The sequence below is a fragment of the Hahella chejuensis KCTC 2396 genome (genome assembly GCF_000012985.1).
GTDB lineage: Bacteria > Pseudomonadota > Gammaproteobacteria > Pseudomonadales > Oleiphilaceae > Hahella > Hahella chejuensis.
Map to the genome: position 1 here is coordinate 3,870,461 of NC_007645.1, position 23,034 is coordinate 3,893,494.

The 23,034-nt window shown below is 53.2% G+C and carries 22 protein-coding genes; 11 read left to right on the plus strand and 11 right to left on the minus strand.

Annotated features, from left to right (window positions below):
• The first annotated feature begins 5 nt into the window (after positions 1-5).
• A complete protein-coding gene (locus tag HCH_RS16710) occupies positions 6-602 on the plus strand; it encodes a hypothetical protein (RefSeq protein WP_011397533.1) in 597 nt (198 codons plus the stop codon).
• Positions 603-947: 345 nt separating this feature from the next.
• Here HCH_RS16710 and HCH_RS16715 read toward each other — a convergent pair whose 3' ends face one another.
• The 4 genes from HCH_RS16715 to HCH_RS16730 form a co-directional block, all read right to left on the minus strand.
• Positions 948-1,343, minus strand: coding sequence for a hypothetical protein (locus HCH_RS16715; RefSeq protein WP_011397534.1), 396 nt, complete (start codon positions 1,341-1,343; stop codon positions 948-950).
• Positions 1,344-1,564: 221 nt separating this feature from the next.
• The gene (locus HCH_RS34280; protein ID WP_011397535.1) at positions 1,565-3,391 is read right to left on the minus strand and encodes a carbohydrate-binding protein; all 1,827 of its coding nucleotides are present in this window, start codon (positions 3,389-3,391) and stop codon (positions 1,565-1,567) included.
• Between the two features lie 249 nt (positions 3,392-3,640).
• A complete protein-coding gene (locus HCH_RS16725) occupies positions 3,641-3,874 on the minus strand; it encodes a hypothetical protein (protein ID WP_011397536.1) in 234 nt (77 codons plus the stop codon).
• A 221-nt stretch (positions 3,875-4,095) separates the two neighbouring features.
• Positions 4,096-4,740: a hypothetical protein gene (locus tag HCH_RS16730; protein WP_011397537.1), complete on the minus strand. Its 645-nt coding sequence runs from the start codon at positions 4,738-4,740 to the stop codon at positions 4,096-4,098.
• 528 nt (positions 4,741-5,268) lie between these two features.
• Between HCH_RS16730 and HCH_RS16735 the strand changes: the two genes are divergently transcribed.
• From HCH_RS16735 to HCH_RS16765, 7 genes are all read left to right on the plus strand, one after another.
• Positions 5,269-6,417 carry a hypothetical protein gene (locus tag HCH_RS16735; RefSeq protein WP_011397539.1) on the plus strand — a complete coding sequence of 383 codons (1,149 nt, stop codon included), beginning with the start codon at positions 5,269-5,271 and terminating at the stop codon, positions 6,415-6,417.
• Positions 6,414-7,178 (plus strand): hypothetical protein, encoded by a 765-nt coding sequence (locus HCH_RS16740; RefSeq protein ID WP_041598729.1) that lies wholly within the window; start codon positions 6,414-6,416, stop codon positions 7,176-7,178. Before HCH_RS16735 ends, HCH_RS16740 begins: the two co-directional genes overlap by 4 nt.
• A gap of 24 nt (positions 7,179-7,202) precedes the next feature.
• On the plus strand, positions 7,203-7,943 hold the full coding sequence (locus HCH_RS16745; protein WP_011397541.1) for a hypothetical protein: 741 nt from the start codon (positions 7,203-7,205) through the stop codon (positions 7,941-7,943).
• 230 nt (positions 7,944-8,173) lie between these two features.
• Entirely contained in the window at positions 8,174-8,716 is a 543-nt protein-coding gene (locus tag HCH_RS16750) for a hypothetical protein (RefSeq protein WP_337998567.1), read from the plus strand.
• A gap of 187 nt (positions 8,717-8,903) precedes the next feature.
• Positions 8,904-10,097 (plus strand): DUF6161 domain-containing protein, encoded by a 1,194-nt coding sequence (locus tag HCH_RS16755; RefSeq protein ID WP_011397543.1) that lies wholly within the window; start codon positions 8,904-8,906, stop codon positions 10,095-10,097.
• A gap of 70 nt (positions 10,098-10,167) precedes the next feature.
• Positions 10,168-10,767, plus strand: coding sequence for a hypothetical protein (locus tag HCH_RS16760; RefSeq protein WP_049780978.1), 600 nt, complete (start codon positions 10,168-10,170; stop codon positions 10,765-10,767).
• Between the two features lie 547 nt (positions 10,768-11,314).
• Positions 11,315-13,252: a M66 family metalloprotease gene (locus HCH_RS16765; protein ID WP_011397546.1), complete on the plus strand. Its 1,938-nt coding sequence runs from the start codon at positions 11,315-11,317 to the stop codon at positions 13,250-13,252.
• 127 nt (positions 13,253-13,379) lie between these two features.
• On the opposite strand, the gene HCH_RS34285 is transcribed toward HCH_RS16765, so the two are convergent.
• From HCH_RS34285 to HCH_RS16790, 5 genes are all read right to left on the minus strand, one after another.
• Entirely contained in the window at positions 13,380-13,832 is a 453-nt protein-coding gene (locus HCH_RS34285; RefSeq protein WP_011397547.1) for a GNAT family N-acetyltransferase, read from the minus strand.
• Positions 13,833-13,905: 73 nt separating this feature from the next.
• Positions 13,906-14,163, minus strand: a complete 258-nt coding sequence (locus HCH_RS16775) for a YjhX family toxin (protein ID WP_011397548.1) — start codon at positions 14,161-14,163, stop codon at positions 13,906-13,908.
• A gap of 322 nt (positions 14,164-14,485) precedes the next feature.
• Positions 14,486-16,474 carry a methyl-accepting chemotaxis protein gene (locus HCH_RS16780; protein ID WP_011397549.1) on the minus strand — a complete coding sequence of 663 codons (1,989 nt, stop codon included), beginning with the start codon at positions 16,472-16,474 and terminating at the stop codon, positions 14,486-14,488.
• Between the two features lie 444 nt (positions 16,475-16,918).
• A complete protein-coding gene (locus tag HCH_RS16785; RefSeq protein ID WP_011397550.1) occupies positions 16,919-17,425 on the minus strand; it encodes a hypothetical protein in 507 nt (168 codons plus the stop codon).
• A gap of 136 nt (positions 17,426-17,561) precedes the next feature.
• The gene (locus HCH_RS16790) at positions 17,562-18,500 is read right to left on the minus strand and encodes a hypothetical protein (RefSeq protein WP_011397551.1); all 939 of its coding nucleotides are present in this window, start codon (positions 18,498-18,500) and stop codon (positions 17,562-17,564) included.
• A 298-nt stretch (positions 18,501-18,798) separates the two neighbouring features.
• On the opposite strand from HCH_RS16790, the gene tcyJ reads away from it, so the two are divergent.
• Genes tcyJ through tcyN form a run of 3 tightly spaced genes read left to right on the plus strand, consistent with a single transcriptional unit; the run spans position 18,799 to position 21,046 of the window.
• The gene (tcyJ, locus tag HCH_RS16795; RefSeq protein WP_011397553.1) at positions 18,799-19,599 is read left to right on the plus strand and encodes a cystine ABC transporter substrate-binding protein; all 801 of its coding nucleotides are present in this window, start codon (positions 18,799-18,801) and stop codon (positions 19,597-19,599) included.
• Positions 19,596-20,264, plus strand: coding sequence for a cystine ABC transporter permease (tcyL, locus tag HCH_RS16800; protein WP_011397554.1), 669 nt, complete (start codon positions 19,596-19,598; stop codon positions 20,262-20,264). The genes tcyJ and tcyL overlap by 4 nt, the downstream gene beginning before the upstream one ends.
• A gap of 5 nt (positions 20,265-20,269) precedes the next feature.
• Positions 20,270-21,046 (plus strand): L-cystine ABC transporter ATP-binding protein TcyN, encoded by a 777-nt coding sequence (gene tcyN / locus HCH_RS16805; protein ID WP_011397555.1) that lies wholly within the window; start codon positions 20,270-20,272, stop codon positions 21,044-21,046.
• On the opposite strand, the gene HCH_RS16810 is transcribed toward tcyN, so the two are convergent.
• Positions 21,022-21,723 (minus strand): gamma-glutamyl-gamma-aminobutyrate hydrolase family protein, encoded by a 702-nt coding sequence (locus HCH_RS16810; RefSeq protein ID WP_011397556.1) that lies wholly within the window; start codon positions 21,721-21,723, stop codon positions 21,022-21,024. The two genes, tcyN and HCH_RS16810, sit on opposite strands and share 25 nt — an antisense overlap.
• A complete protein-coding gene (locus tag HCH_RS16815) occupies positions 21,696-22,679 on the minus strand; it encodes an amidoligase family protein (RefSeq protein WP_011397557.1) in 984 nt (327 codons plus the stop codon). The genes HCH_RS16810 and HCH_RS16815 overlap by 28 nt, the downstream gene beginning before the upstream one ends.
• Positions 22,680-23,034: the final 355 nt, after the last annotated feature.

Consider the following 23,034-nt stretch of genomic DNA (forward strand, 5'->3'; position numbering starts at 1 on the left):
TCGACATGCATGACATCACCCACCGCAACCGCGCTGAATCGCCTTCCAGCAAAACACTGTTTAAAGCAACCGCCATCGCCTTGGTAGTTGGCGCGGGCCTGCTCGTCACGACGGTGCTGCCAGCGGAATACGGCATCGATCCCACCGGCGTCGGCGGCTACCTGGGCCTGACCCAGCTCAACGCCATCGCCCCGCAGGAAACGGCGGAGCCGGTGGAAGACCCCATGATCAGCGACGCCCAGCTCGCCTCCCTGCTCAACCCGGTATGGAAAAGCAGCGCCCCTCTGCGCAACGACACGCTGACCATCACTCTCGGTCCCAATGAAGGAGCCGAGATCAAGGCGCAAATGCAGGAGGGCGACCGCTTCATGTTCAAGTGGGAAGCGCAAGGCCCCGTCAACTTCGATATGCACGGCGAACGCCCCAATGCCGGCGACGAATTCACCAGCTATTGGACAGGCAGAAATAAAACCAACGCCAACGGCGCTTTCCAGGCTCCCTTTGAGGGCGTTCACGGCTGGTACTGGCACAACGGCGGCGCCCAACCGGTCACCGTAACCGTCACCACAACCGGGTTTTATGAGAAGCTGTATAAGCTGTAGTTGCAGGGGCTTCGCGTTATGCCAAAGAAGACAAAAAACGAACATCCCCTCACGCTTATTCCCACTCCGTTCGCCCTGAGCCTGTCGAAGGGCCCTCCCAGGCACAGCACCATCACACGATCCTCAAGGATCATTAGAATGTATTCCCCTCGCGCTTATTCCCACTCCGTTCGCCCTGAGCCTGTCGAAGGGCCCTCCTGGGCGAATAGAGGAAAATCACCCTATCCTAGAGTCGTGACGTATATGACGGTTTCAAACTAGCGCTCTGGAAAGCCCTTCGACAAGCTCAGGGCGAACGGGGGAATATGGCCTGGGAATCGGATGATATAAAACCAGAGTTCCAGCTCACGCCGGAGCGGTTTCATCTTCCTGGGTTGTTTTCACTTCACTCGGCGGTACGCCAAAGTAGGCTCTGACGTGGTCCTCATTCAGGTATCCGCGAACGCCAATGATGTAGACCAGAAACGGAATGCCAGTGATCAAACTGATAAGCAAAGACGCCCAATCTCCCATCAACATGCCGAACACCGTCAATAACGCCCAGCCGTATATCAACGGCCTGGCCAGCATCCAGACATACTTCGAGCGCACCCACAGCAAGGGTCCGCACAGGGTCCAGGCTACGCAATTCGCCATCAGCACATAGCGGGATAAATCATCAGCAACGATGATGACCAGCACCAGATTGAGCAACAAAAAAACTGTGTTGATGATGGATATGACTTTGATTCCCTTCGGCATGTTATCTCCTCACGAGAGCTGCGTGTTGGCGCGGATAGGTCTTCACAGGCTCTCAAATTTGTTTGTGGGATATGTCGGATAGTGGTCAATTCAGGAGGCGTCGGACTTATGCATCCAACGCCTCCAGTATAGCCAGAGGATAGTAACACAGGGTCAGCTATTCTCAGCCCTGTCGTTTGCAGACAAATAGACGGAGGCGACTTGTCTGCTGGATTGAGGGATTAACGCAACCAGGGGTCGCTGGTTTCGATCTCCGATATCCGTTTGGATTCGGGATCAACCACGTCGCGCCAGACGCCATCGTCATTCATGATCGACCAGGTATTCTCATCCTTGCGCAACCCCATACGCCAGAACATCCAGGGAATGCCTCGACGCCGCGCGGTTTCCGCCACATGGCGGTATTCATCCGTCATCGCTTCCATCCCCACCTTGCGCTCCTTGCCGAACTCCTCCACGAACAACAGTTTGCCCCACTGTCGCACTGACGGCAGGGCGTCGTTCAACCATTGATCCAGATCGCCGCCGTAATAGTGCAAGGTATAGATATCCGCCGCCGGAATGTCGCCCAGCGTTTTAATGTCGTCAGCGCTGCCTTTGTTGTAGTACTTATCGTAGCCGGCGATTCCCAGGGAGACGTAGGTATCTGGATCTTCTGCTTTCAGATGCGCGGCCATCTGGGTCAGGAAATTGCGGTGGATATCGTATTTCTGATCGTTCGACAGGTTCTCATTCGCCAGGGACACGCCGGATTCATTGGCGATTTCCCACGCCAGCACCACATCGTTAATGTCCTTCCATTTCTTATTGCCGAGGTAAGGATTTTGATGGTTAAGAAAATGAGTGAAGCGCTTTTTATAGGCGTCTATCGCATCCTGCCGATACATCCCTACGGGGCCGAAAGCATTGTAATAAACGGAGTTGGAGTCCTGGGCGTAGGCGAAGTTGATCAACGCCAGCACCATCTTTATGCCCATTTCCTGGCACTCCTGCATCAACTTATCCATTTTCTCCAACTGATCGTCGTGGTATACGCCCAAAGGTTCTTCATAGGTCCAGCCCTTTGGTTGAATTTCCCATGGCGCATCGCCCCTGCGCGTGACGAAGACGCGTAAGACTTTCAATCCGCTGTCTTTCATCGCCTGCAATTGTTTGCGACGGTCCGCCTCCGACATATGCGCAAGCTGATACTGATTGGCGCCGGCCCACAGGCGAGAGACGTCAGGGTCTGGTCCAGGGCCGTCCCCCAGCGTGAATTGCAGGGCGTTCAGATTGAAGCCGGATTGCAGCATGGTGACTCTCAACCTATGCTCGCCGGCGCTCAACTCAAGGCCCGCGTCCACCCAGGTCCAGTTCTGCCAGCCGCCAGTCACTGGCGCCGTCACTTCCACCGCTCTGGCTCCGTCAATGCTTACCGCGAAACGGCCTTCCGCACTTTCCGCCGCGACCAGTGAGGACATGGTGTAGACGCCGCTTTCGCTGACGTTAACGCTGTATTCCAGCCATTCTCCAGGCTCGATCCAGCCGATGTTATAGCCATTGCTCGTACTGGCCTCGATATCCACGGCGTCCTGACGCAAAGCGCCGCCTTCGTTGGTGGGAGTGGTGTCCTGGAAAGCGCCGTAATCATAGTGCTCCGCCTCCAGCACGCCTGGTATCGGGATGGGCGCGCCATTATAGGGGCCTTCGCCGGCGCCATGATCACCGCCATCGCCATCATCTCCCCCGCTGTCACCGTCGCCGTTATCACCACCGTCGCTATCACCACCGTCGCTATCATCACCGCCATCACAACCAGCGGGCCTGACTCGCTCCCACAGAGACCCCACCTCCGGCGTCCAGCCAGCGCCGGGATAGGCGGTGTGCGTCACCAAGGCGCGATAGATATCGCCTTGATACAGCACTTCCTGCGCAACCTGATATTGGGCTCCCTCAACCCAGCTGGCGGGGCAGTCGGCGGCGAAAACGCCCTGCGCGCCGGCGGCGCTGACGCCAGCGAACAGCAGCTGAGCCGATAAGAGGGCGAGTCGAAGTTTCTTTTTTGGCATGAATCCAGTCCTTTTTGGTCGTCGTTATTAGGGCGCATTCCCGAGTCTAGAGTGGGAATACGTCCCAAACGCCCCCCAAATGGCGTAGGAATCCATGTTTTGAAGAACAGGCCTTCGCGCCTATGTGAGAGCCCACACGGACGGCTATCAATCGCCCGAAATAACGCAGGAAACGAACAGGAACTTTCTGTGCGGACAGCGCCGCCCATTTCATGGTCTACAGTATCTTGGGCCAAGCTGACAGGGAGCTTATTGCCCCGTACGTTTGAAAGTTTTAAAGACAAAAACCAATAATCCCAAACCGCCAGAAACAACACACATCCAGAACATCCACAACCCCAAAACCATGACCCAATCGATATCGCACGCCACTTCTCCGGGGTTGCGACAAAACTCGCCCATGGCGTTGTGAGAGAGTCCTAGATACGTCATAAGTGAGGCGGTTATAACGCCGAAAAAGAGCGTCGCAGCATAAGTTTTCATACTTGAATCACTACTCTATTCGATGAATACGCTTCAACTTCTCTCTGGCGTCATAACCCCAAGCCAAATCACGCACCATCATACCAGTCAATCTCTACATACACTTTTTCTGACTTACTCATTTCTTACCGTCCACACGAGTAGAAGCACCAAAGGCATCCAGTCTTAAATCCGCCAAACTTTAGCTAATGAGGAGCTCCCCCTTACCTTTTAAATACACCCTACGCTCCCAACCAGGCGGGTCTCCCATAAAACGCCCTGGCCATGTTACCGCCGTTAAGAATCTGTTCTTCAACGGTCACTCTCTCCACCCGGGTGACTGGCTGCGTATTGGTCCCGCAAAAGCTCATGGCGATGTGTCGGCCAAAAGCGTCTCTTTGGCCGGTGAGCAGGACTGCGTGTCCCAGTTGGTAGTGTCCGTTGTAGAGAGGTTGATTGCGGTAGGAAAAAACGACGACGTCGCCGCGATTGAGTGAGGCGGGAAATGGCGCTGGCCAGGGGTAAAAGGTTTCGTTATGGAACATATTACGCATGATCTGCACGCCCCAGTTGCGTCCGTTGATCACTCTGGCGGTATGCGCCCGGTTATAACGATCAGAGAAAAATTGTCTCGGCGCCTGGGCTGCGGCCGCGGCCAGAAACAGCATTTCAAAACAGCATATTTCTATCTGATTGGGACCCATCGTCAGCGGGTTGGGAACATTATGATCCAACCCTCTGGCCCAGCGCTCCATGGAGCTGGTATAACGCCAGCGACGCCCCATGACCTGAGGCGGCATAACTAACGGAGACCACGTAATCCGCCGGTTCTGTTGATGCCACTGCTCAGCAATATTAATCGCATTTTGCACATGTATTAATGCCATAAATAAATCCCTGATCCCTGCTGAATTCGGTGCTCAGACTTTTTATTTCATACCAGCTTGGTTGCGCTTCCGCATCACTCGCTGGCGTTTTATTTTCCGTTTAAGTTAGCGCCCAGATGAAACAAAACCCTTAATAGTTTTTGCGTGAAATCAGCGTTCATTCTGATTGGCTTAGCGCATACAGCAAACACAGATTAACTCCGTCGTTATAGATGCGATTCGATGCCCCCCTGCTCTGCAACCGTATATCTCCAGTCCAAACGTTGTCGCCTTGGGACTCATTGAAGACGTCGCCGCGTCATCGCCAACCCATAAAAACAAGTCTGCTTGCCAAAAGATCGGATTTATCGCCGCTGCAGTTCATCACGGTCAGTCAAAGATAACCTCCTATTCCCCTGATAATTCGAGCCTTTTCGCACAGTATACAAGCCAGCTTTTAGACCAAACAGCCTCGAACAAAAGTTAAATTGCTTTACACAAGTAAATCACTAGAATTATTGCTTTTCTTGCACATCTAAGGAAAGCGAAATGCAAAACAACAACCTTCCTCCGCAGCATCAACTTACGCCGCTGGAAAACCCGCTCCCTGCCTGGAACTCTCAAACTCCCAAGGCCGGTAAAAAGCTGATGATCACCAGGGAAGCAGACGTCTTTATGCGCAGCCTGAATCTGTATGAAAAAACCCAGGTATACAAAGAGGCCCTTAAGCTAACCAGCGACGGCGGCTATGGCTGGAACAGCAGAGGCTTTCAAAAAGCGCCCATGTTCATGCGCCATAAGATCTGCTCAGGCGGAATCAGTTTTATGTACAGCGTGAATCCCGAGATGATTGTTATTAATCGGATGAAGCTGGAGCGGGAAATTACCCAGATTGAAACACCGGCGAACATGCAGCAGATGGGATTGTTTGAGGTGAAGCGGGAGTCTGATATTCGGTGGCGAGAAGAGATAACTGAGAGGGAGATTCCCATGCTTGAAAAGGCTTGGGGAAGGCCACAGCCAGTTCCAATGATCAGAACGGAGCATGTTGCGATTAATGGCATGTCGAATGATTTGACAAAAGCTTCCTGGCTTATGGGCGTTCACATGGATACCGCCTACTGGGACGATTACGCCAAAGCCTATACGCTTATCTACAACCCGACTCGTGGGAAAATCGATTTCTTCGAATGTATCGCGGATAAAATTTCGACCACCAAGCTGGCGAAATTTCTGGCGGTTATGTTGATCGAAAACCAGCAAAAAGGGTTGAAACGTAAATGGACGGCGCACAGTCAAGGCGGCATTATCCTGACGAGGGCCGTTGAGTTGATTAATCAGAGAGGCATACGCCTGGAGGGACAAAGAGTCTCCATTCATGCGGGAGGTAACGAGAAGACTCGCGCAGAGAAGGCCTTCAAGCAGGCAGGTATAATCATTGATGAAATCAAACGAGACCACCCAAACGACCTCGTGCCAAACCTTGCTGGTTTCAATGACCTCTCCCCCGGCTCTTTCTTGCGCAGTATGAACAGCATGTTCCTGGTATTCCGCAATAAGCGTCCAGTGCAAGCCAGCCCCCATACATTACCCTTCCTCAACGCCGAATGCGCCATCAGGCACCTGCAAATGAATGGCTATCAAAGAAAAGCGGAAAGGCTGGCGAAGCATACAATGAAAGAGTTAGGCCTATTATGATCAACCAACTACTCAAACCAATCTTAACGGGCAAAGGGCCAGACTTTTCAAAACTGACCGCGAAGGAATGCCGCATCGGCGACTATCACTTGAACTTCAAGTTACCGGGCAATGTTCAGAGGTTAGCCAAACATAAAGACCCCGACCTTACACAGGTCAATCTCACTCCGGACGTTTTCGAGGCGAGCATAGAGAAAGTGTTCAACCGGGAGTATGTGCATGCCTGTTTCGAGTGGTGGGCATACAGAGGCCTATTCATACAAGGCTACTCCGGCAAGCTCAGCGACTTGAGCCTCACGATTGACGTAAACCGCGTAGAGTCCCGCCACCCTATTGTCGAGGGAGACCTCGAAAGCCTGGAGACATACCTGAGAAAGGATCTGTGGGACTACTACGAAACTGAGAAAAACAAAGACGGAAAACCCGGAGCCAACTGGGAGGCGCGGTACGCATTTGAGCACCCAGAGGAAATGAGCGCCCAAGGTTACATTCCACTCGGGAAACTCGTGTTAGTCACCCATCTGCCGGAGGTCTACTACAGAGAAAAAATCAATGGCGTCGACTGGCTGCACTACGGCATTCGCGGCGAAGGCGTCGGCCGAGGCCTGAACTATTACTGGGCTTATCCATTGAGCGCTGGCTACTACCTGACGTTCAATTTCAATTTGACCTCTGAAGTCGGAAATAAGGAGCTGAGGTACCAGCGTATGTACGAAGACGCCAAGCGTATTATGTCGATGGTCGTGCTTCGAAAAGCCTGATGGTTAAGAAATATTGGGCTTACTATGAACAAGCGACAGCTGAAGCGGCTTTTAACGGGCAAAGGGCCTGCTTTTTCAAGGCTTACTGCAAAGGAATGCAACATAGGAGACTATCGGCTGAGGTATCAACTGCCAGGGAACGCCATTGATATTGGCATACCGAAGAAGCCCAATCCTTCGCACTTGAATCTAAATAATGACCTGTTCACGACGTATGATTGCGACAAAGAGTTCAACCGCACCTTTGTGCAAATGGGGTTTGAGTGGTGGGCCTATCGTGGGCTTTTCCTACAGGGCAGTTTTGGCCAACTAGGCAGAATGTCTTTGCATGTGGATGTTAATCGCGCAGAACCTCACGCCCCCATATCGGAGGGCGACCTTAATAGTCTGGCGTCCTACCTGAAACAAGAATATTGGACATACTACGAAACAGACGGCGGCATAAACCTGAGAGCCAGACAGCACTACGAAAATAACAAGGTTTTGATGGGCGACACGCCTGTCTCCGGTTTTTTAGTGAAACTACCCGAGTCCTACACAAAACAACGCATCAATGGCGCAGACTGGCTTGCCTACCACATCAACTCGGAAGGCATGGCCGGGCGCCACCACACCTACTACTGGGCCTATCCCTTAAACAAGGATTACTACCTCACCATCAGCTTCTGGATGCAGCTCGAAATAGGAAATCGCTTGATGCGGTCCGAACGCATGCGCGATGACGCCAGACGCATCATGTCCATGATGGAACTTCGTAAGGGCTGATAATGATCAACCAATTACTCAGACCTGCCTTAACGGGTAAAGGGCCAGATTTTTCTATGCTGACCACAAAGGAATGCAGGATTGGGCGCTATGACTTGCACTACAAGTCACCCGGAAATGTGATTGATATTGGGAGATCAAGAAGGCCAAAGCCTACGCAGCTTAATTTGCAGCCCAGTCTATTTAGCTCATATGAAACCATGCAAAGGTTCAACCGGGCTTTTGTACAAATGGAATTCGAATGGTGGGCTTACAGGGGGTTATTCCTGCAAGGCCATTTCGGCAAGCTCAGCGACATGAGCGTCACCATCGACGTTAACCGTGCAGAACCTCACTCCCCGCTAGTCGAGGGAGACCTCGATAGCCTGGAGACATACCTGAGAAAGGATCTGTGGGACTACTACGAAGCTGAGAAAAACAAAGACGGAAAACCCGGCGCTAACTGGGAGGCGCGATACGCATTTGAGCACCCAGAGGAAATGAGCGCCCAAGGCTACATTCCTCTCGGGAAACTCGTGTTAGTCACCCATCTGCCGGAGGTCTACTACAGAGAAAAAATCAATGGCGTCGACTGGCTGCACTACGGTATTCGCGGCGAAGGCGTCGGCCGAGGCCTGAACTATTACTGGGCTTATCCATTGGGCGCTGGCTACTACCTTACGTTCAACTTCAATTTGACCTCTGAAGTCGGAAATAAGGAGCTGAGGTACCAGCGCATGTACGAAGACGCCAAGCGTATTATGTCGATGGTCGTGCTTCGTCAACAGCCTTAGAAGCAGAAGCAGCACCGGCCCCCTATTAGATGCATGATAATGCGTACTTCAAGGCTACCAGCATGAATAAAGCCAATTTATTTTGAGTGGTCAGATGCATCTGTGGAAATTTGTTCTAACTTTCTTTAATAGGGCTAACCTAAAAAACAGCGCCTTATTCATATGCTATTGATATTAAGGATAAAACATGGATGACCAAGACTCGCCTGGATCATTTATCACACTCAAAACAGATATTGGAGAACGCTCATTCGAAACCTACGATGAGCTAAAGGAGTGGTACACAAAAGAGGCTAATGCATGGGGCTGGCTACAAGAAACTATTCAAAAAAAACACGATGCTACGCTAGCGGATGTTTGGAACAGAATCAGCAGCCCCTTAAACAGAATCAGAAAGTTTGTCGATAATTTCCCTACCTTCTCTGAGAACCCAGAAGAACTCCATAAACAGAAAAAAGGCCTACAAATAGAAATTCATAATTCTGTAGAAAAAGGATATACAACAACAAAATCAAAGGAAGGGATATTTATATTAAGTCTAAAAGGAAAATCCACATCGTTAATCGCAGGATATGCGCTAGCGTTCATAAAGGAGATTGAGGTTAACACCAACTCAAACGCTGCTATTGAAGGTTGCTACTGGGGACTACAATTCCGCCATGGACACGCTGTAGAAAGTATCGCCCCAAATATCCGATCGTTAAATCTAAAAATCGAAGAATGGGAAAGAAGGCTAAATAAATCACTTAAATCTCATCTTGAGGAAAGAGGAACTCATGAAAGTGATTTAAAGGAACTAAAAGATAATTTCAGAAAAATCATAATTGAAAGCAAAAATCAGTGCGAAGAATCAAAAAGTGCATTGGAACTACTACTAAAAGAATCAAAAGCTGAGCTAGATAACATTGAGTTAGTTTACGACAAGAAACTCGCTTTAAAGTCATCAGTTAACTACTGGATAAATAAGCGAAAGCACCACCAAAATGTTATGACGTGTATGGCTTTACTCACTCTTGGAATAGGTACATCAACGGGGGCAGGGTTTATATGGGCTGCGAAGTCATTTCTTACGGAGGCAGCTGCCCAAACCCCTCTATGGAAATTAGGGGTCATGTTGGCCATATCCACTTTCGGAATATGGATGACTCGTATTTCTAGTAAAATTTTCATATCCAACTTACATTTAAGAACAGATGCCGACGAACGTGTTACGATGATTCAAACCTACCTAGCACTGTTAAGGGAGGATAACGCCATTAATGAAAATGAGCGGCAATTAATCTTGCAAACATTATTTAGACATAGCACATCAGGGATCATTAAAGACGAAGGACCAGCCGGGCTATACGAAATGCTAGCCGCGCACATCACGAAGAAATGACGCACAACTTTCTATATTAATTCAAATTACAATCTAGCCTTAAATGAAAGCCAACCAAGGAGATTAACAAATGTCACCAGAAGAATTAAAAGAAGTTGTTAATGCTTTAAAGAGTATTATTGATATTACGTCGCAAAAACCCAATCAATGGCTCCCTCTTTATGCAGCTCTCGGTGGTGCAGCAATGGGCGCCCTTGCCTCATTTATACCCACATGGATTTTCGAGAAACGGAGAGAAAAAGTTCAATCCATACAAATAGAAAGCAGTCTAATCTCAGAAATATCGGCACTAATAGACATTATAGAAACAAGAAAATATTTGCCCGCAATACAAGAAGCAATTAAGCACTTAGATTCAGATAAAACCATCACTCATTATAAAATAATAATTGATGTTCCAGCCCACTATTCAAGAGTTTATCAGAATAATTGCAAGAATATTGGCGCTATAAAGCCAGAAGTAGCTCGCAATATTATCTTATTTCATCAAATTATTGACGCTGTTATCCAAGACTTAAAACCTGGGGCCATCGTCCAGAACGACGAAATTGAGCCTCCAGCTAATTCAGAAGACACATTAGATACTTTTAGAGAGGTAGCCCGTTTACTTGAGCAAGCTCTATCTATCGGTAGGAATTTGTCAAAACAAGCCCGCAAGTATTCAACATGAAGCAACACTCAGCCACTCAAAATTACGCCAAATCGCCCCATCCCAGTGCACTGATTCCCATACAAAAACCACTACGCACCAAGATCGCCCCGCTATTTTCTTCAACTTTGCGGGCTGGGTCACGGTAGGGGAAAACAGGTGTGGTTGAGGGTTGTAGGTGAAACTTATCACGATTAGCTTAATCGGCTAATGGGTCGCCCCATTGCAATGGATTACCGGTTTTAAGGTTTCGTTGTACAAAAAACTACTCCTTAATGCAGATGATGGCGTCACATCTATCAGGTGGAGCAGTGTGTTTTCCAATCAATCCGATTGTACGAAATGTTTGGAAAAGTATCAGGGAGCGACGCCGCACTGTCGAAACAGAGAGTTGCTGATCAAAGATTCATTCGGGAATATGGGTCAGCTGCTTTCCCAGCCTAATTAGACGTCATCACAGTCATCGCGCCGACGATTCAAAGAAGAATAAACATCCAACTTCACATATGTCGTGGTTTCGACAGTGTAGAAGTCTTTCACCGCTGTTCGAAATAGATGAGGTGCTTTAATGAAGCTATCTATGGTAATGGTTTTGCTGGTATTGGCTGGACAGTTGTCCGGCTGCGGAGGGAATGACGATAATAATTCGGAAAGGACGCATGAAAGCGGCGATAGTAATGGCGATGTGACAACGCCAGATAATGACGCCTCCTCCAATGACGAGGACGACGCCGCCCTGGAGCCTACGCAGCTGCGTTCGGTTGAGTTCGCCCAGTCGCATGTTCTTCCTCCGGGAGGCCTTAGCTGGGACCTTAAAGAATCCGGCGAGCTGCAACTGGTCGAAAAGAGAGACACGCTGGTATTGGCCACCTTCGACGAAGCCGTGCAGGCTGCGGAAGTGCGCGTTTATGATAAAAACCATCAGTTACTTTCCTCCCTGAACCTGTCAAAGCCAAGCGACCTTCCTCCCACTGAGGGCGACGATCTGCCCTACTCGGACGACGCCTGGTCGGCGGTGATTCCGTCTGACGACATGTCTAAAGGCGTGAATATCCGCGTCGTCGCGCAAGGTAAGAGCGCATCGGAAATCGTCACTCCCGCTTTGCATCCCGAGTTGGATCTCACTATTCAATCGCTGCCCTTCCTGATCTATGGCGCCAATGAAAGTAATATCCCGTTTAAAATCGACGATCTGAAAGTGATGTTCGCAGACCCCGACACGGCCGGACAGGGCTTCGCGGGTATGCCCTTCTCAAAGACCCATATCGTTAACCATCCGTTGGGGGTGTTTGAATCGGACTATCTGATTGCGCCGCCGTCAGGATCGGCTCCGGCGAAGAAAGTGGAATCCGCTGCGGACCCCGACTATTCCAAACCGATTTTGGATATGGTCTGGCACATCGAATACGCCACCGGCGATATGGCGCTGAACAAAATCACCTTCGCCCCGTCCATGCTCATCGACCACTCAAAAGCGGGCCCGATTAAAACCCGTGGGTTTGGGGGCATGGCATACACAGGCTCAGGGGCGTCTATGGGTTATCCCTCTCTCGGACTGCTTTGGCACGAAGGCGGGCATGCATTAGGGCTTCCACACTCGTTGAGCGGCAGTAAAGATCTAAGAGGCCCCTACTATCCCTATGCTGAGGGCAGTTTAAGCGGCTCCGCCTGGGGGTACGATCAGCACAAGGGGTATTTCCGCTCCCCCCTTACCGCGCCGACTTCCCGCTACTTCGTCTGTAACGGAGAAAGAGGCGGAGGCGTTTTCCAAAAAACCCCGGAGGGACGCTGCTATCGATTCGATCCGATGCACTCTGCGGACGAGCAAAAAGACCCCGACGCCGCCTTCCCGTTATTCTCTGATTTTAATGCAGGAAAAATGCAGCGCTGGGTGCGTAATCGCGCCAGAATGAATCCCTCCAACGATGGCTTTCAGGTGCTTGACGACAACGGCGACTGGGCGGACTTTGTCCCAGAAACCAAACACTACGCGGGTTGGCACATCAAAGAGCACTACCCCGTGTCGTTTGATAAAACCACTGACTTCATCATGATCACCTATAGCCTCGCGGGAACCGACGCCGCGTCGCACTTCTATAACCCGATCCGGTACAAAGGAAACGCCATTGAGTATGTTGACGCGATCAATCAGGACGGCCTCAACAGCATTAACGCCGATATCTCAAGCGGCGCCAGAGCCAAATACTCCGACTACTGCCGACGCCAGGGGTGTGACTTTACCCTCAAGGTCACCTACGAAGACGGCTCAACCTCATACCGAGTGTTAAAGGGAAGCGCCCGCAAGGATTGGCAGCCTTCTGTGTGGAAGGACGACTATCTGAATGAAAACAGTAAAGACAGCTATCTGTTTTGGGCGGTAGCGCTGGTGGCGCCCGATGGCGCGCCGAAAGTGAAAAAGCTTGAGCTGCTCGACACGCCCATACTGTGGAATTTGAGCCCCACCGCCGTTATGGGAGCGGAGGCGCTCGTAGTCAAACAGCTGTAGCAGCTAGACAGGTTCAGCTTGCCCCCAATGCTTGAGCGTTCAGTTTTAGATAACCGAAGCGGCTTAACCGCCTTGGTTTTCTTAACAAGAGCGGAATCAAGTTTGGGGGAAAGTTTCACGCTTTTTATTAATATGGCAATGATATTGGCATGTTAATCATCAGGCGCATGGATGCGCCTGCGCGGCGGCGAGCCGCGGGAGACAGGGCCTGACCTGTGCAGGCCCTGTCGTTGCAGACAAATAGAAGGAAGCTATTTGTCTGCCTGATTAATAAGTCGCCCTGTCGGTCTGGGCGGACGGAGACCGGGCCGAGGCCATACCAGTTTGGGGTGCTGGCGGAACCGGGTCGTCCGGAGTTGTCATCGCCTTGAATGGTTACGGGAGAGATGGCGATATGACCGACCAGCTCGCCCTGCTCTTCCGCCACCAGTGAAATCGTCAATTTGCCGCGACTACGGAGCGCGTTGACGACCAGATGTTCCGTATGGCTGGTATGGGGCGCGTTCAGAAACGCCTGTTCGGTAACCTGGGTAATCGCGTCCAGATCGCTGGGCTGTTCATTGCGAATATGAAAGTTCATGCGCGGTCTCGTTGTTTCCTGCTGAACATAAACATCCCTGGCGGGCTGTGGTCAGCCGCCAGGGAATGAAGGTTTACTGGTTATCCAATTGCGGACGTACGGCTTTCAGCCCGGCCATATTGATTTGATAAGGCTTTCCGCTTTTCGAATGGATAAGGCGTTTGTTCTTGAGTTTAGTGAAGACCGGCAACGTGCAGTCGGCAAGCACATAGCCCTCGCGGGTGTAGCATTCAACGAATGTCACCTTACCTGAGCTATTGCGGGTAAATATGATGCGGCCGCCTTTGGCGAGGACGTGCAACGTCCGTTGTTCCGGCTTGGAAATGTTCATGTTGGAACCTGTAGCAGTAATCAAATATGCGACACGACAAGCATGCGTTCATGCTCGCCACGAAAATGCGCGTATCGATAACCGAAACTCCTGACAAAACAGGGGTTGGGTTATCGGATGACTGCTATCTCCAACATATAAACCTCTTGAAAGGCTGTTAAGCGATTCCATCCCGCTGTTTTTAAACAGGGATGAAATGAAAAATTCTGAATGAAAACAGACGCTTTGCGTCAGGCGGGGGAAGTTAGCTGATTTTTCGAGTAAGTGTCAAGCCGCCGGAGGCGCTTTCCGGCGGCGACTGGGGTGAGAAAGAAGGGCCGCGTTACAACTTGAATCGCGACACCAGACCGTTCAGCCCTTCGTTGGCGCTGGACAGTTGATTCATGGAAGCCTCGGAATTCTGCGCCAGTTTGGTCAGCTCACTGATGATCATGGAGATTTCCGACATATTCTCGCTGATCTTGTCGCTGACCTGGCTTTGCTCCTCGGCGGCGGTGGCGATATGAGTATTCAGGTCGTTGATCTCATCGAAGGAGCTGAGCACTTTGTCCAGGCCCAAGGTGAGTTCCTCGTTATCCTTCACGACTACTTCGCTGCTGTCCTTCATACCGGACATGGCGTTCACCACCACGGACACGCCGCTCTCAAGACGATTCAGCATGCCGTCGATTTCTTCCGTGCTGTTCTGAGTGCGCGCGGCCAGGGCGCGGACCTCGTCCGCCACCACGGCGAAGCCCCGGCCCTGGTCCCCGGCTCTGGCGGCTTCGATGGCCGCGTTGAGAGCCAACAGGTTGGTTTGTTCGGCGATGCCGCGAATCACATTGATGACGTTGCTGATCAACTGCGCCTCCTGGCGCATGGTGTTGACGTTCTCCACCGCCTCCGTGACGCGGCGACTCAGGTCCACCACGCTCCCCCGCGCCCGGGACACCGTCTCTTTGGATTTCTGCGCAGACCGGCTCGCTTCTTCTGTGAAAGTAGAGGTTTCCGTGGCGTTCTTGGCGACGGATTCCGCCGTGGCGGCCATCTCCGTGACGGCGGTGACCACCTGCTCGGTTTCCCCCGCATGCTTGTTCATCATGCGGTAGTTTTCTCTGCTCTGCTTCTCCACCTCCGACACGATGCCGGAGATCTGTTTGCTGGAAACCGACAGCTCGCCGATCATGGCCGCCAGATACTTGATGAATGTGTTCACCGACTCCGCCACGCTGCCCACTTCGTCGTGACTGCTGATTTGAATGCGCTTGGTCAGATCCGCCTCGCCCGTGCTGAGAATATCGATATTGGCGCGCAGCACGCCCAGGCGCTTGCTTAGTTGCGTGAAGGCCATGAGGCCGAAGAATACAATCGCCAGCGCAATGGGAATCTGAATCGCCGCCAGAGTGGTCATCACCGAGTCGGTCGCCGCGCTCAGCAAAGACGTTTTGATACTGACCGCCAACAACCAGGGCGTACCGGGCACGTCGCGGACAAAGAAGGAGTAGTCTTCGCCGTCTTTGGCGTTTTCATATTCGCTGGAATAAGTTTCTTGATTGGACGCCGAGCCCAGATAGTCTTTGACCTCCGCCAGAAAAGGAGACTGCGACGCCAGCTCGCTGACGTTCTTCAGAATCGCATCGCCCTGCAGTCCGCTGCTGTTGTTGAGAATCTTGCCGTCCCGTTCAAAGATCAGCAGTTGGCCGTTCAGCTCTTTTTCCTTCTCCGCCGCCAGGCCGTTAAAGAATCCCAGGGTCACATCGATAGTGGAAACGCCATAGGCTTCGCCGTTGACGCGAATGCCCATGGAGCAGTTGGTGCGCGCCTCCGGGCTGGCGGAATCCCGATAGGCCGGCGCCCAGGCGCACTGCCCGACAGGGGCGTTCAAGCCGTCTTTGTACCAGCTCTGCTCGTAATAATTTTGCGATTCCGGGGAGTTCCAGTAGGTATTGGTGACCAGCTTGCCGCTGCCGTCGCGATGGATAAAGGTGCTGTTCTTGACGACATTGCTGTCCCGTTTGCGCGGCAACGGCCAGACGCCGCCGCCGAATACCAGCTTCTTGCCGTACTGATCGATCATCGCCCCCAGTTGCTTATCGATCTGGTCGCTTTCCAGCAGCGGTACAGTCTGGGTGATCACCCGTTGTTGCGCCTGTACTTCGGACAGCTCCGACAGAATCTCATGCACCAGCGCATGCAGCACGCTGTTGATATTTCTCTGTTCTCCCTGCACCAGCGTGGGCGCCACCCACTGCTGAATTCCTAACGCCGTAAATACGCCGACAATGGCCAGAAACACAATCAAAAACAGGGTGTACCTGTAACGTATGGACATGACGTCTCCCCGAATGTACGCCTTGATTTCAGGATCTGTTGGAACAATTCAGGATGCGCCGGGCGCATCTCAACTAACTTTAAGATATAGCACTAAATTCCAGATTTTCCCTTTTGCAACGCAGGAGTAGTGGAGAAAGTCGGCGCTCATGGGTATTTTTCAAAGCGTCGTTTTGATAGCGCGGGGGGCTTGCGGGAGGGCTGATACACAAGAAGAGGCCGGCAAGCCGACCTCCTCTTTTTTTCTGCAGTTCCTTGCATGCAGTGCGCTTCCTGCTTGCATTCCTGAAGATCTCCTTATGTAGAATTCCTTTTTCTGGCGTCGGGCGCTGATGACAGTTTCACGTCGATCTGACATCAGTTTTCATCAAAGACATCAAATAACCCGATACCGCTATTTAGCGCCGCTCAGGCGGCGTTCTGCTGCATTGCGGAGTCCCAGGCCTTAATCCATCACAATCAGGGACATGTCATCCATGCGCACCCGTTCGCCATTGGTGTAGCCCATCAACTGGCCGATCACCCGAATGCGATACCAGCCGGTTTGCGAGGCGTAGAAGGTTCCATGGGTTTCATTGCTGCTCCAGGTCCCCAGAATGTTATTGCCATGGCCGGTGCAGAACGCATTGTCGCTGTTTGATGGCGCAATAATGGAGACGCTTCCGTTAGGGTAAGTCACCTCCAGGTTGATATCGAACCAAGTGTAATTGTCCGCAGACTGCACGGAACACTCCGCGTTGAAGAACACCGCCCGGGTGTCCACGTTGCTGACATAGACATAAGCGATGGTTCCGCCGCCGGAAGTGATCGGCAAAGCATGCGCCGCGCCGTCAGCATAAATCACCGGGTTAAGGTAGTAAGCACTGGACTCCACATCCGCGAAGCTGAAAGCGGAGGCTGCGCCTAACAGCGCGCCCGCGGTCAAGGAGATGAGTCTCTGTTTGGTTTTCATAGTAATGCCCTCTTGTTTGCTCGTATTGAGGCGCGCACCGCCCGCTCGCCGTCTAAAACCGCGACTGCGACGACGAGGGAATGTGTGCTCTGTGAATTTCGGATAAATGCGCTGGATATTTGGGGTCGGTTAACAGTTAAGGCGTCTGCGCCTGTTGTTCGTTGTCGGTCAAAGCCGCCACACTGCTTGTAGAAGAAAGAGAGGTGAGAATGGCCGTCGCCTGCTCTTTGACGAAAGGATCGCTGTCGCTTTGCATGGCCAGAGCCAGATCCCGTCTGATTGTTACGTCGATATCCTGCTGGCTCATCAGCTGATTGAAAGCGATGGCGCGCACCAGCGGCGACGGGTCCAGACGCGCCAGCCGGCTCAATTGGTCGAACGGAGCCGCTTCCCCACGCTCCGCATAGGCGCTCAGCGCCATGGCGCGGGTATCCGCATCGCTGGATTGCAGGCCCTGGTCGAATAGCCCGCCCACCTGATCAGGCGTCGCGCTCAATAGACTGGTCCGATACTGGGTGACGGGATTGTCGTCCACCGCCTCCGCAGGCGCGGACGCATAGAGACTGGCGTTAAGAAACAGCAGAGATTCGGTCAGCTCAATCTGCTCCCTCGGATACAGACTGATCGCCGCGAGGGATTCGCCGTGATAGAGATCCGCGTGATTATAGGACTGAGACAGGCGCTTCATGGCCTCGGAAACCTCGGCGCCGACGACCCGCAGCGTCACCTTGCTGTCCCGCAGGCGATCATCCAAATAAAAGCGAACGCCCGTCAGCGCTTCCAACTTGTTAGTCAGTAACGAGAGCGGAAATGCGTTCACATTAATCGTCACTGTTCCGTCGTCAGCGACAGCAATGGTCCCGTCCGCAGGCGTCGGTGCGCCCGCTGGCGCCTGCGTCTCCACATCGGCGACAGCCGGTTTCGGAGCCACGGTTGCAACCCTGTCGGCCGATGGCGCCACAGCGGTTTCCACGTGGCGGCTAACCGGCCTGGAACGGTCGCTCGACAGATAAATTGCGTTGGCGCAAATCGCCGCGCCCAAAACAATGGCGATGGAAAAATGAATGGTTTTCATAGCTGCCTCCTGCATTTATGATCCATGGGCTCCGCAACAAACTGGCGGCGCAGCCTAATGGAAACCTTTTGCAACGACGCTGTGTTTTATCGCTGCCTGTCATCAGGATGGAATCAGTTTACGAAGGGACGGATCAGGGAGCAGTTAACTATTGGGACGAAAAAATGTGACATTGTCACGAAACCAGGGAAAAACATTATTCACTTAATGAATTAGTACATAATTTTTAATTATTTTATCGCATATAAGAAGACACCTAGAATTGTCCGATCTTTATCAAAGGCCATGGGAGGCTTGTATGAAATTCAATCGCTTACGTCGCACTCTTGTACTTGGCGGCCTGGGTCTGGCCCTCGCCTCCGCTTTAGTCACCCCCAGCTTCGCCGCGGAAGACCTGCTGCAAAGCATTCAAAAAAGGGGCTCCATCCAGGTTGGACTGGAAGGCACTTATCCTCCGTTTAACTATCAGGACGAAAATGGCCAGCTCACCGGCTTCGAAGTGGAATTCGCCAAAGCGCTGGCGGACCGGCTGGGCGTGAAGGCGGAATACCAGACCACCAAATGGGACGGCCTGCTCGCAGCGCTGGAGTCCGAACGCCTGGATGTGGTGATCAACCAAGTGACCATTTCCGACGCGCGCAAAAAGAAATATGACTTCTCCGCGCCATACACGGTCTCCGGCATTCAGGCGCTGACCCGCAAGGATCTGGAAAGTGAAATTAACGGTCCTTCCGATTTGGCGGGCATGAAAGTGGGCGTCGGCCTGGGCACCAACTATGAAACCTGGTTGCGGGAAAACTCACCGCAGGCGGAAGTGAAAACCTACGACGACGATCCCACCAAATATCAGGATCTGCGCTTCGGCCGCATCGACGCCATCCTGATCGACCGCTTCGCCGCCTTCGAACTGCTGAACAAGACCGGCGACGCCCTCGCCCTGTCCGGCGCGCCGTTCTCTCGTCAGGAAGCGGGTGTGGCGCTGCGCAAAGGCAACCCCGAGCTGCTGGCGGCCATCGACCAAGCCATCGCCAAAATGCGCGAAGACGGCACGCTGCAAAAACTGTCGGAGAAATGGTTCAAGGCTGACGTAACGCAATGATCGAAAGCAGCCTCAAGCTGATTGCGGACTCCGCCCCATTCCTGCTGAAAGGCGCCGGATACACCGTCGGGCTCAGTCTCGGCGGTATGTTCTTCGGCCTGATTCTGGGCTTCACGCTGGCGATGATGCGGCTGTCCAGTTTCCGCGCCCTGGACTGGACCGCCCGGGTCTATATTTCCTTCTTCCGCGGCACCCCGCTGCTGGTGCAGCTGTTCATGATCTACTATGGACTGCCGCAATTGGGCGTGCGTCTGGAACCGCTGACCGCCGCGCTGATTGGCTTCTCTCTCAATATGGCCGCCTACGCGGCGGAAATTCTGCGCGCCGCCATCGCCTCCATCGACCGTGGACAATGGGAGGCCGCCGCCAGCATCGGCATGACCCGCACGCAGACGCTGTATCGCACCATACTGCCGCAAGCCGCGCGCACCGCCCTGCCCCCGCTGGGCAACAGTTTCATCTCACTGGTGAAAGACACGGCGCTGGCGGCGACCATTCAGGTGCCCGAACTGTTCCGTCAGGCGCAATTGATCACCGCCCGCACCTTCGAAATTTTCACCATGTATTTGGCCGCGGCGCTGATTTACTGGGTGCTCGCCAGTGTGCTTGCGCACTTGCAAAACCGCCTGGAAGCCCGGGTCAACCTGCATGAAAAGGATGCTTGATTGCCATGATCACCCTGCGCAATTTGACCAAACAGTTCAAAGGACAAGCGGTGTTGAAAGGCATCGACCTGGATATTCAGCCCGGCGAAGTCGTCGCCATCATCGGCCCCAGCGGCTCCGGTAAAACCACCCTGCTGCGCTGCATGAATCTGCTGGAAGAGCCCAGCGGCGGCCACATCCGCGTCGGTGATTATGAAATCGACGCCGATCGTCCTCTGGGAGCGCAGCAAGGTTTGATCCGCAAGCTGCGCCAGCATGTCGGCTTCGTCTTTCAGAACTTCAATCTGTTTCCTCATCGCACAGCGCTGGAGAACGTGATGGAAGGCCCGGTGGTGGTGAAGAAGGAGCCCCGCGAACAGGCCGCCGCCAAAGGCCGCAGTCTGCTGGCCCGTGTCGGCCTGACCGGGAAAGAGGACTCTTATCCTAAACGCCTTTCCGGCGGACAGCAGCAACGGGTGGCCATCGCCCGCGCCCTGGCCATGGAGCCGGATGTGATTCTGTTCGACGAGCCCACCTCCGCCCTTGATCCCGAGCTGGTGGGCGAAGTGCTGGCGACGATTCGCAGTCTGGCGGAAGAGAAGCGCACCATGGTGATCGTCACTCATGAAATGAGTTTCGCCCGGGACGTGGCCAATCGCGCCATTTTTATCGACGGCGGCGTTATCGTGGAGCAAGGGGACGCCAAAACGTTGTTCAGCAACCCTAAAGAAGCGCGCACCCGTCAGTTCCTGAACAAGTTCCTCGGCGACAACGCGGCTCAACCTCTGCCGGAAGACGCGTGAGCGTGCTTCCGGTGCGGTTGCGCCTGCAATAACCAGCGAAACAGCGCAAACTGCGACGGCAGGTAAAACAGATATTCCGGATGCCATTGCACGCCGATGATCTTGCGCCCGCTGACGCATTCCACCGCCTGCACGATAAAGTCCAGATCCCGCCCCACTACTTTCAGGCCTGCGCCGGGCACCTTGATGGCCTGGTGATGCAGGCTGTTGACGCGCAGCTTGCTGGCGCCGCAAACCGTGGAGACTCGGGAGTCCGTCTCCAGTTGCACCTGCTTGGTGGGCAGCAATCCCGGCCGGTTGTAGGTGAGCTTGCGCATATGGCGGATGTCCTGGTGCAACGCCCCGCCCAGTACGCAATTGATCAGTTGCGCGCCGCGGCAAATGCCCAACAACGGAATATTGTGCTCCAGAGCCTTGTGAATCCAGGCGATCTCCAGTGCATCCCGATCAGGGTCTATTTTGACTTTCTCATTGATGTCGCCGTTGTAATGCTCCGGACTGATATCGTCGCCGCCGCCAATGATCAAAGCGTCCAGAGGTATGCCGCTGGGCGGGTGGCGCACGCTGATGCGCTCTGGATGCGCGCCCGCCATGCGCAGCGCCAATTGCGAGCACCACCAGGACGGCGACCACTTGCGGCCGCTGCCGGTTACGCCAACCCGGAGTCTTGTATCCATTGTTCCATAGTCTCTATCCAATCATGACGGCTGACGCCCAATAAGGGACGCCACGCGCTCAGGTAGGCGGCGCTCAGGCGTTCGATGTCGTCAGAGCGACACGCCAGCTCCTCCACCACCCACCAGCTGTTCCAGGGAACCGCCAGGCTCCAGTCAGGACGGTCGATCAGTGAGTTCGGCAAACGGTAGTGAAAGGTCGGACGCGCCTGAACACGCTCATCGTCCACCGCTCGCCGCACCCGCTCGCCGTCTATTTCCGTCAGCAGCGGCAACATATCCAACGCGCGGTTACGAGTAGGATTATAGGCGAGATAGTCGATAAACAGCCGATCCAGGCTCGGCGATGGGTCCGACAGAAGTTGTCGCACGTAGGATTCGGGGTAAAGGTCGATATAAGGGCTGATGCGCCGAGTCAGGTCTACCTGCAGACGCTCCACCAGCCACCACTGCAACAGGCTGAAGGCCTTGAGATACGCAGCGATGGCGGCGGCGTCCAGAGAGGGAATTTCCGGGTTGATATGCACGCCATAGGCGGCGATGGGAGAATCTTCTGTGCCTTGCGCGCCGGCGTCTCGCAAGGCGGAAACCATGGGGTCCAACACTGTCAGCCCGGTTATGGGCAGCGGCGGACACACCACCTCCATCGGGACCAGTAACTTCGCCGCCTGCCCCAGTAATTGCACCCATTCGTCACCCTCCTCATCCTGTTGCAGGGCGGCCTGACGTTTGAAGTAGTCCCAGTCCACTTCGACGCTGAATTTCCCCAGCGACTCCACCTGTAGTTTCTTTTCCGCCGCCGAACCGGAGATCAGTTGCGCGCCCAGGGAACGTTTCAAAGCAGCAACGGTTTGTTCCAGGGTCAATCCGGTGAACTCCAGTTCAAATCCAACCAGACGCACTTCGCCATCGCCTCTGCGGACGATGGATGGGGTTTTGAAGCTGTCGCCGGCATTCATGCTATGGCCTCTGTTATTAATATGGCAATGATATTGGCATGTTAATAATCAGGCGCACGGATGCGCCTGCGCGGCGGCAAGCCGCGGGAGACAGGGCCTGACCTGTGCAGTCCCCGTCGTTGCAGACAAATAGAAGGAAGCTATTTGTCCTGATTAATAATACGCACTGGCGCTGCGGATTCATGATTGGGATTGTAGCATCCGGCGCCGGCCGTTGACTGCGGCATCCGCTTCAGGCGCCGTCAAAAATAAGTTCTATACGCACTCAACGCGGCGCCCGATGTCTTCAAAGGCCAGAAATGACGCCGCCTGGACAAAATGATTACGAAGAATTCAGGCTCGCAGAATTCTGCTG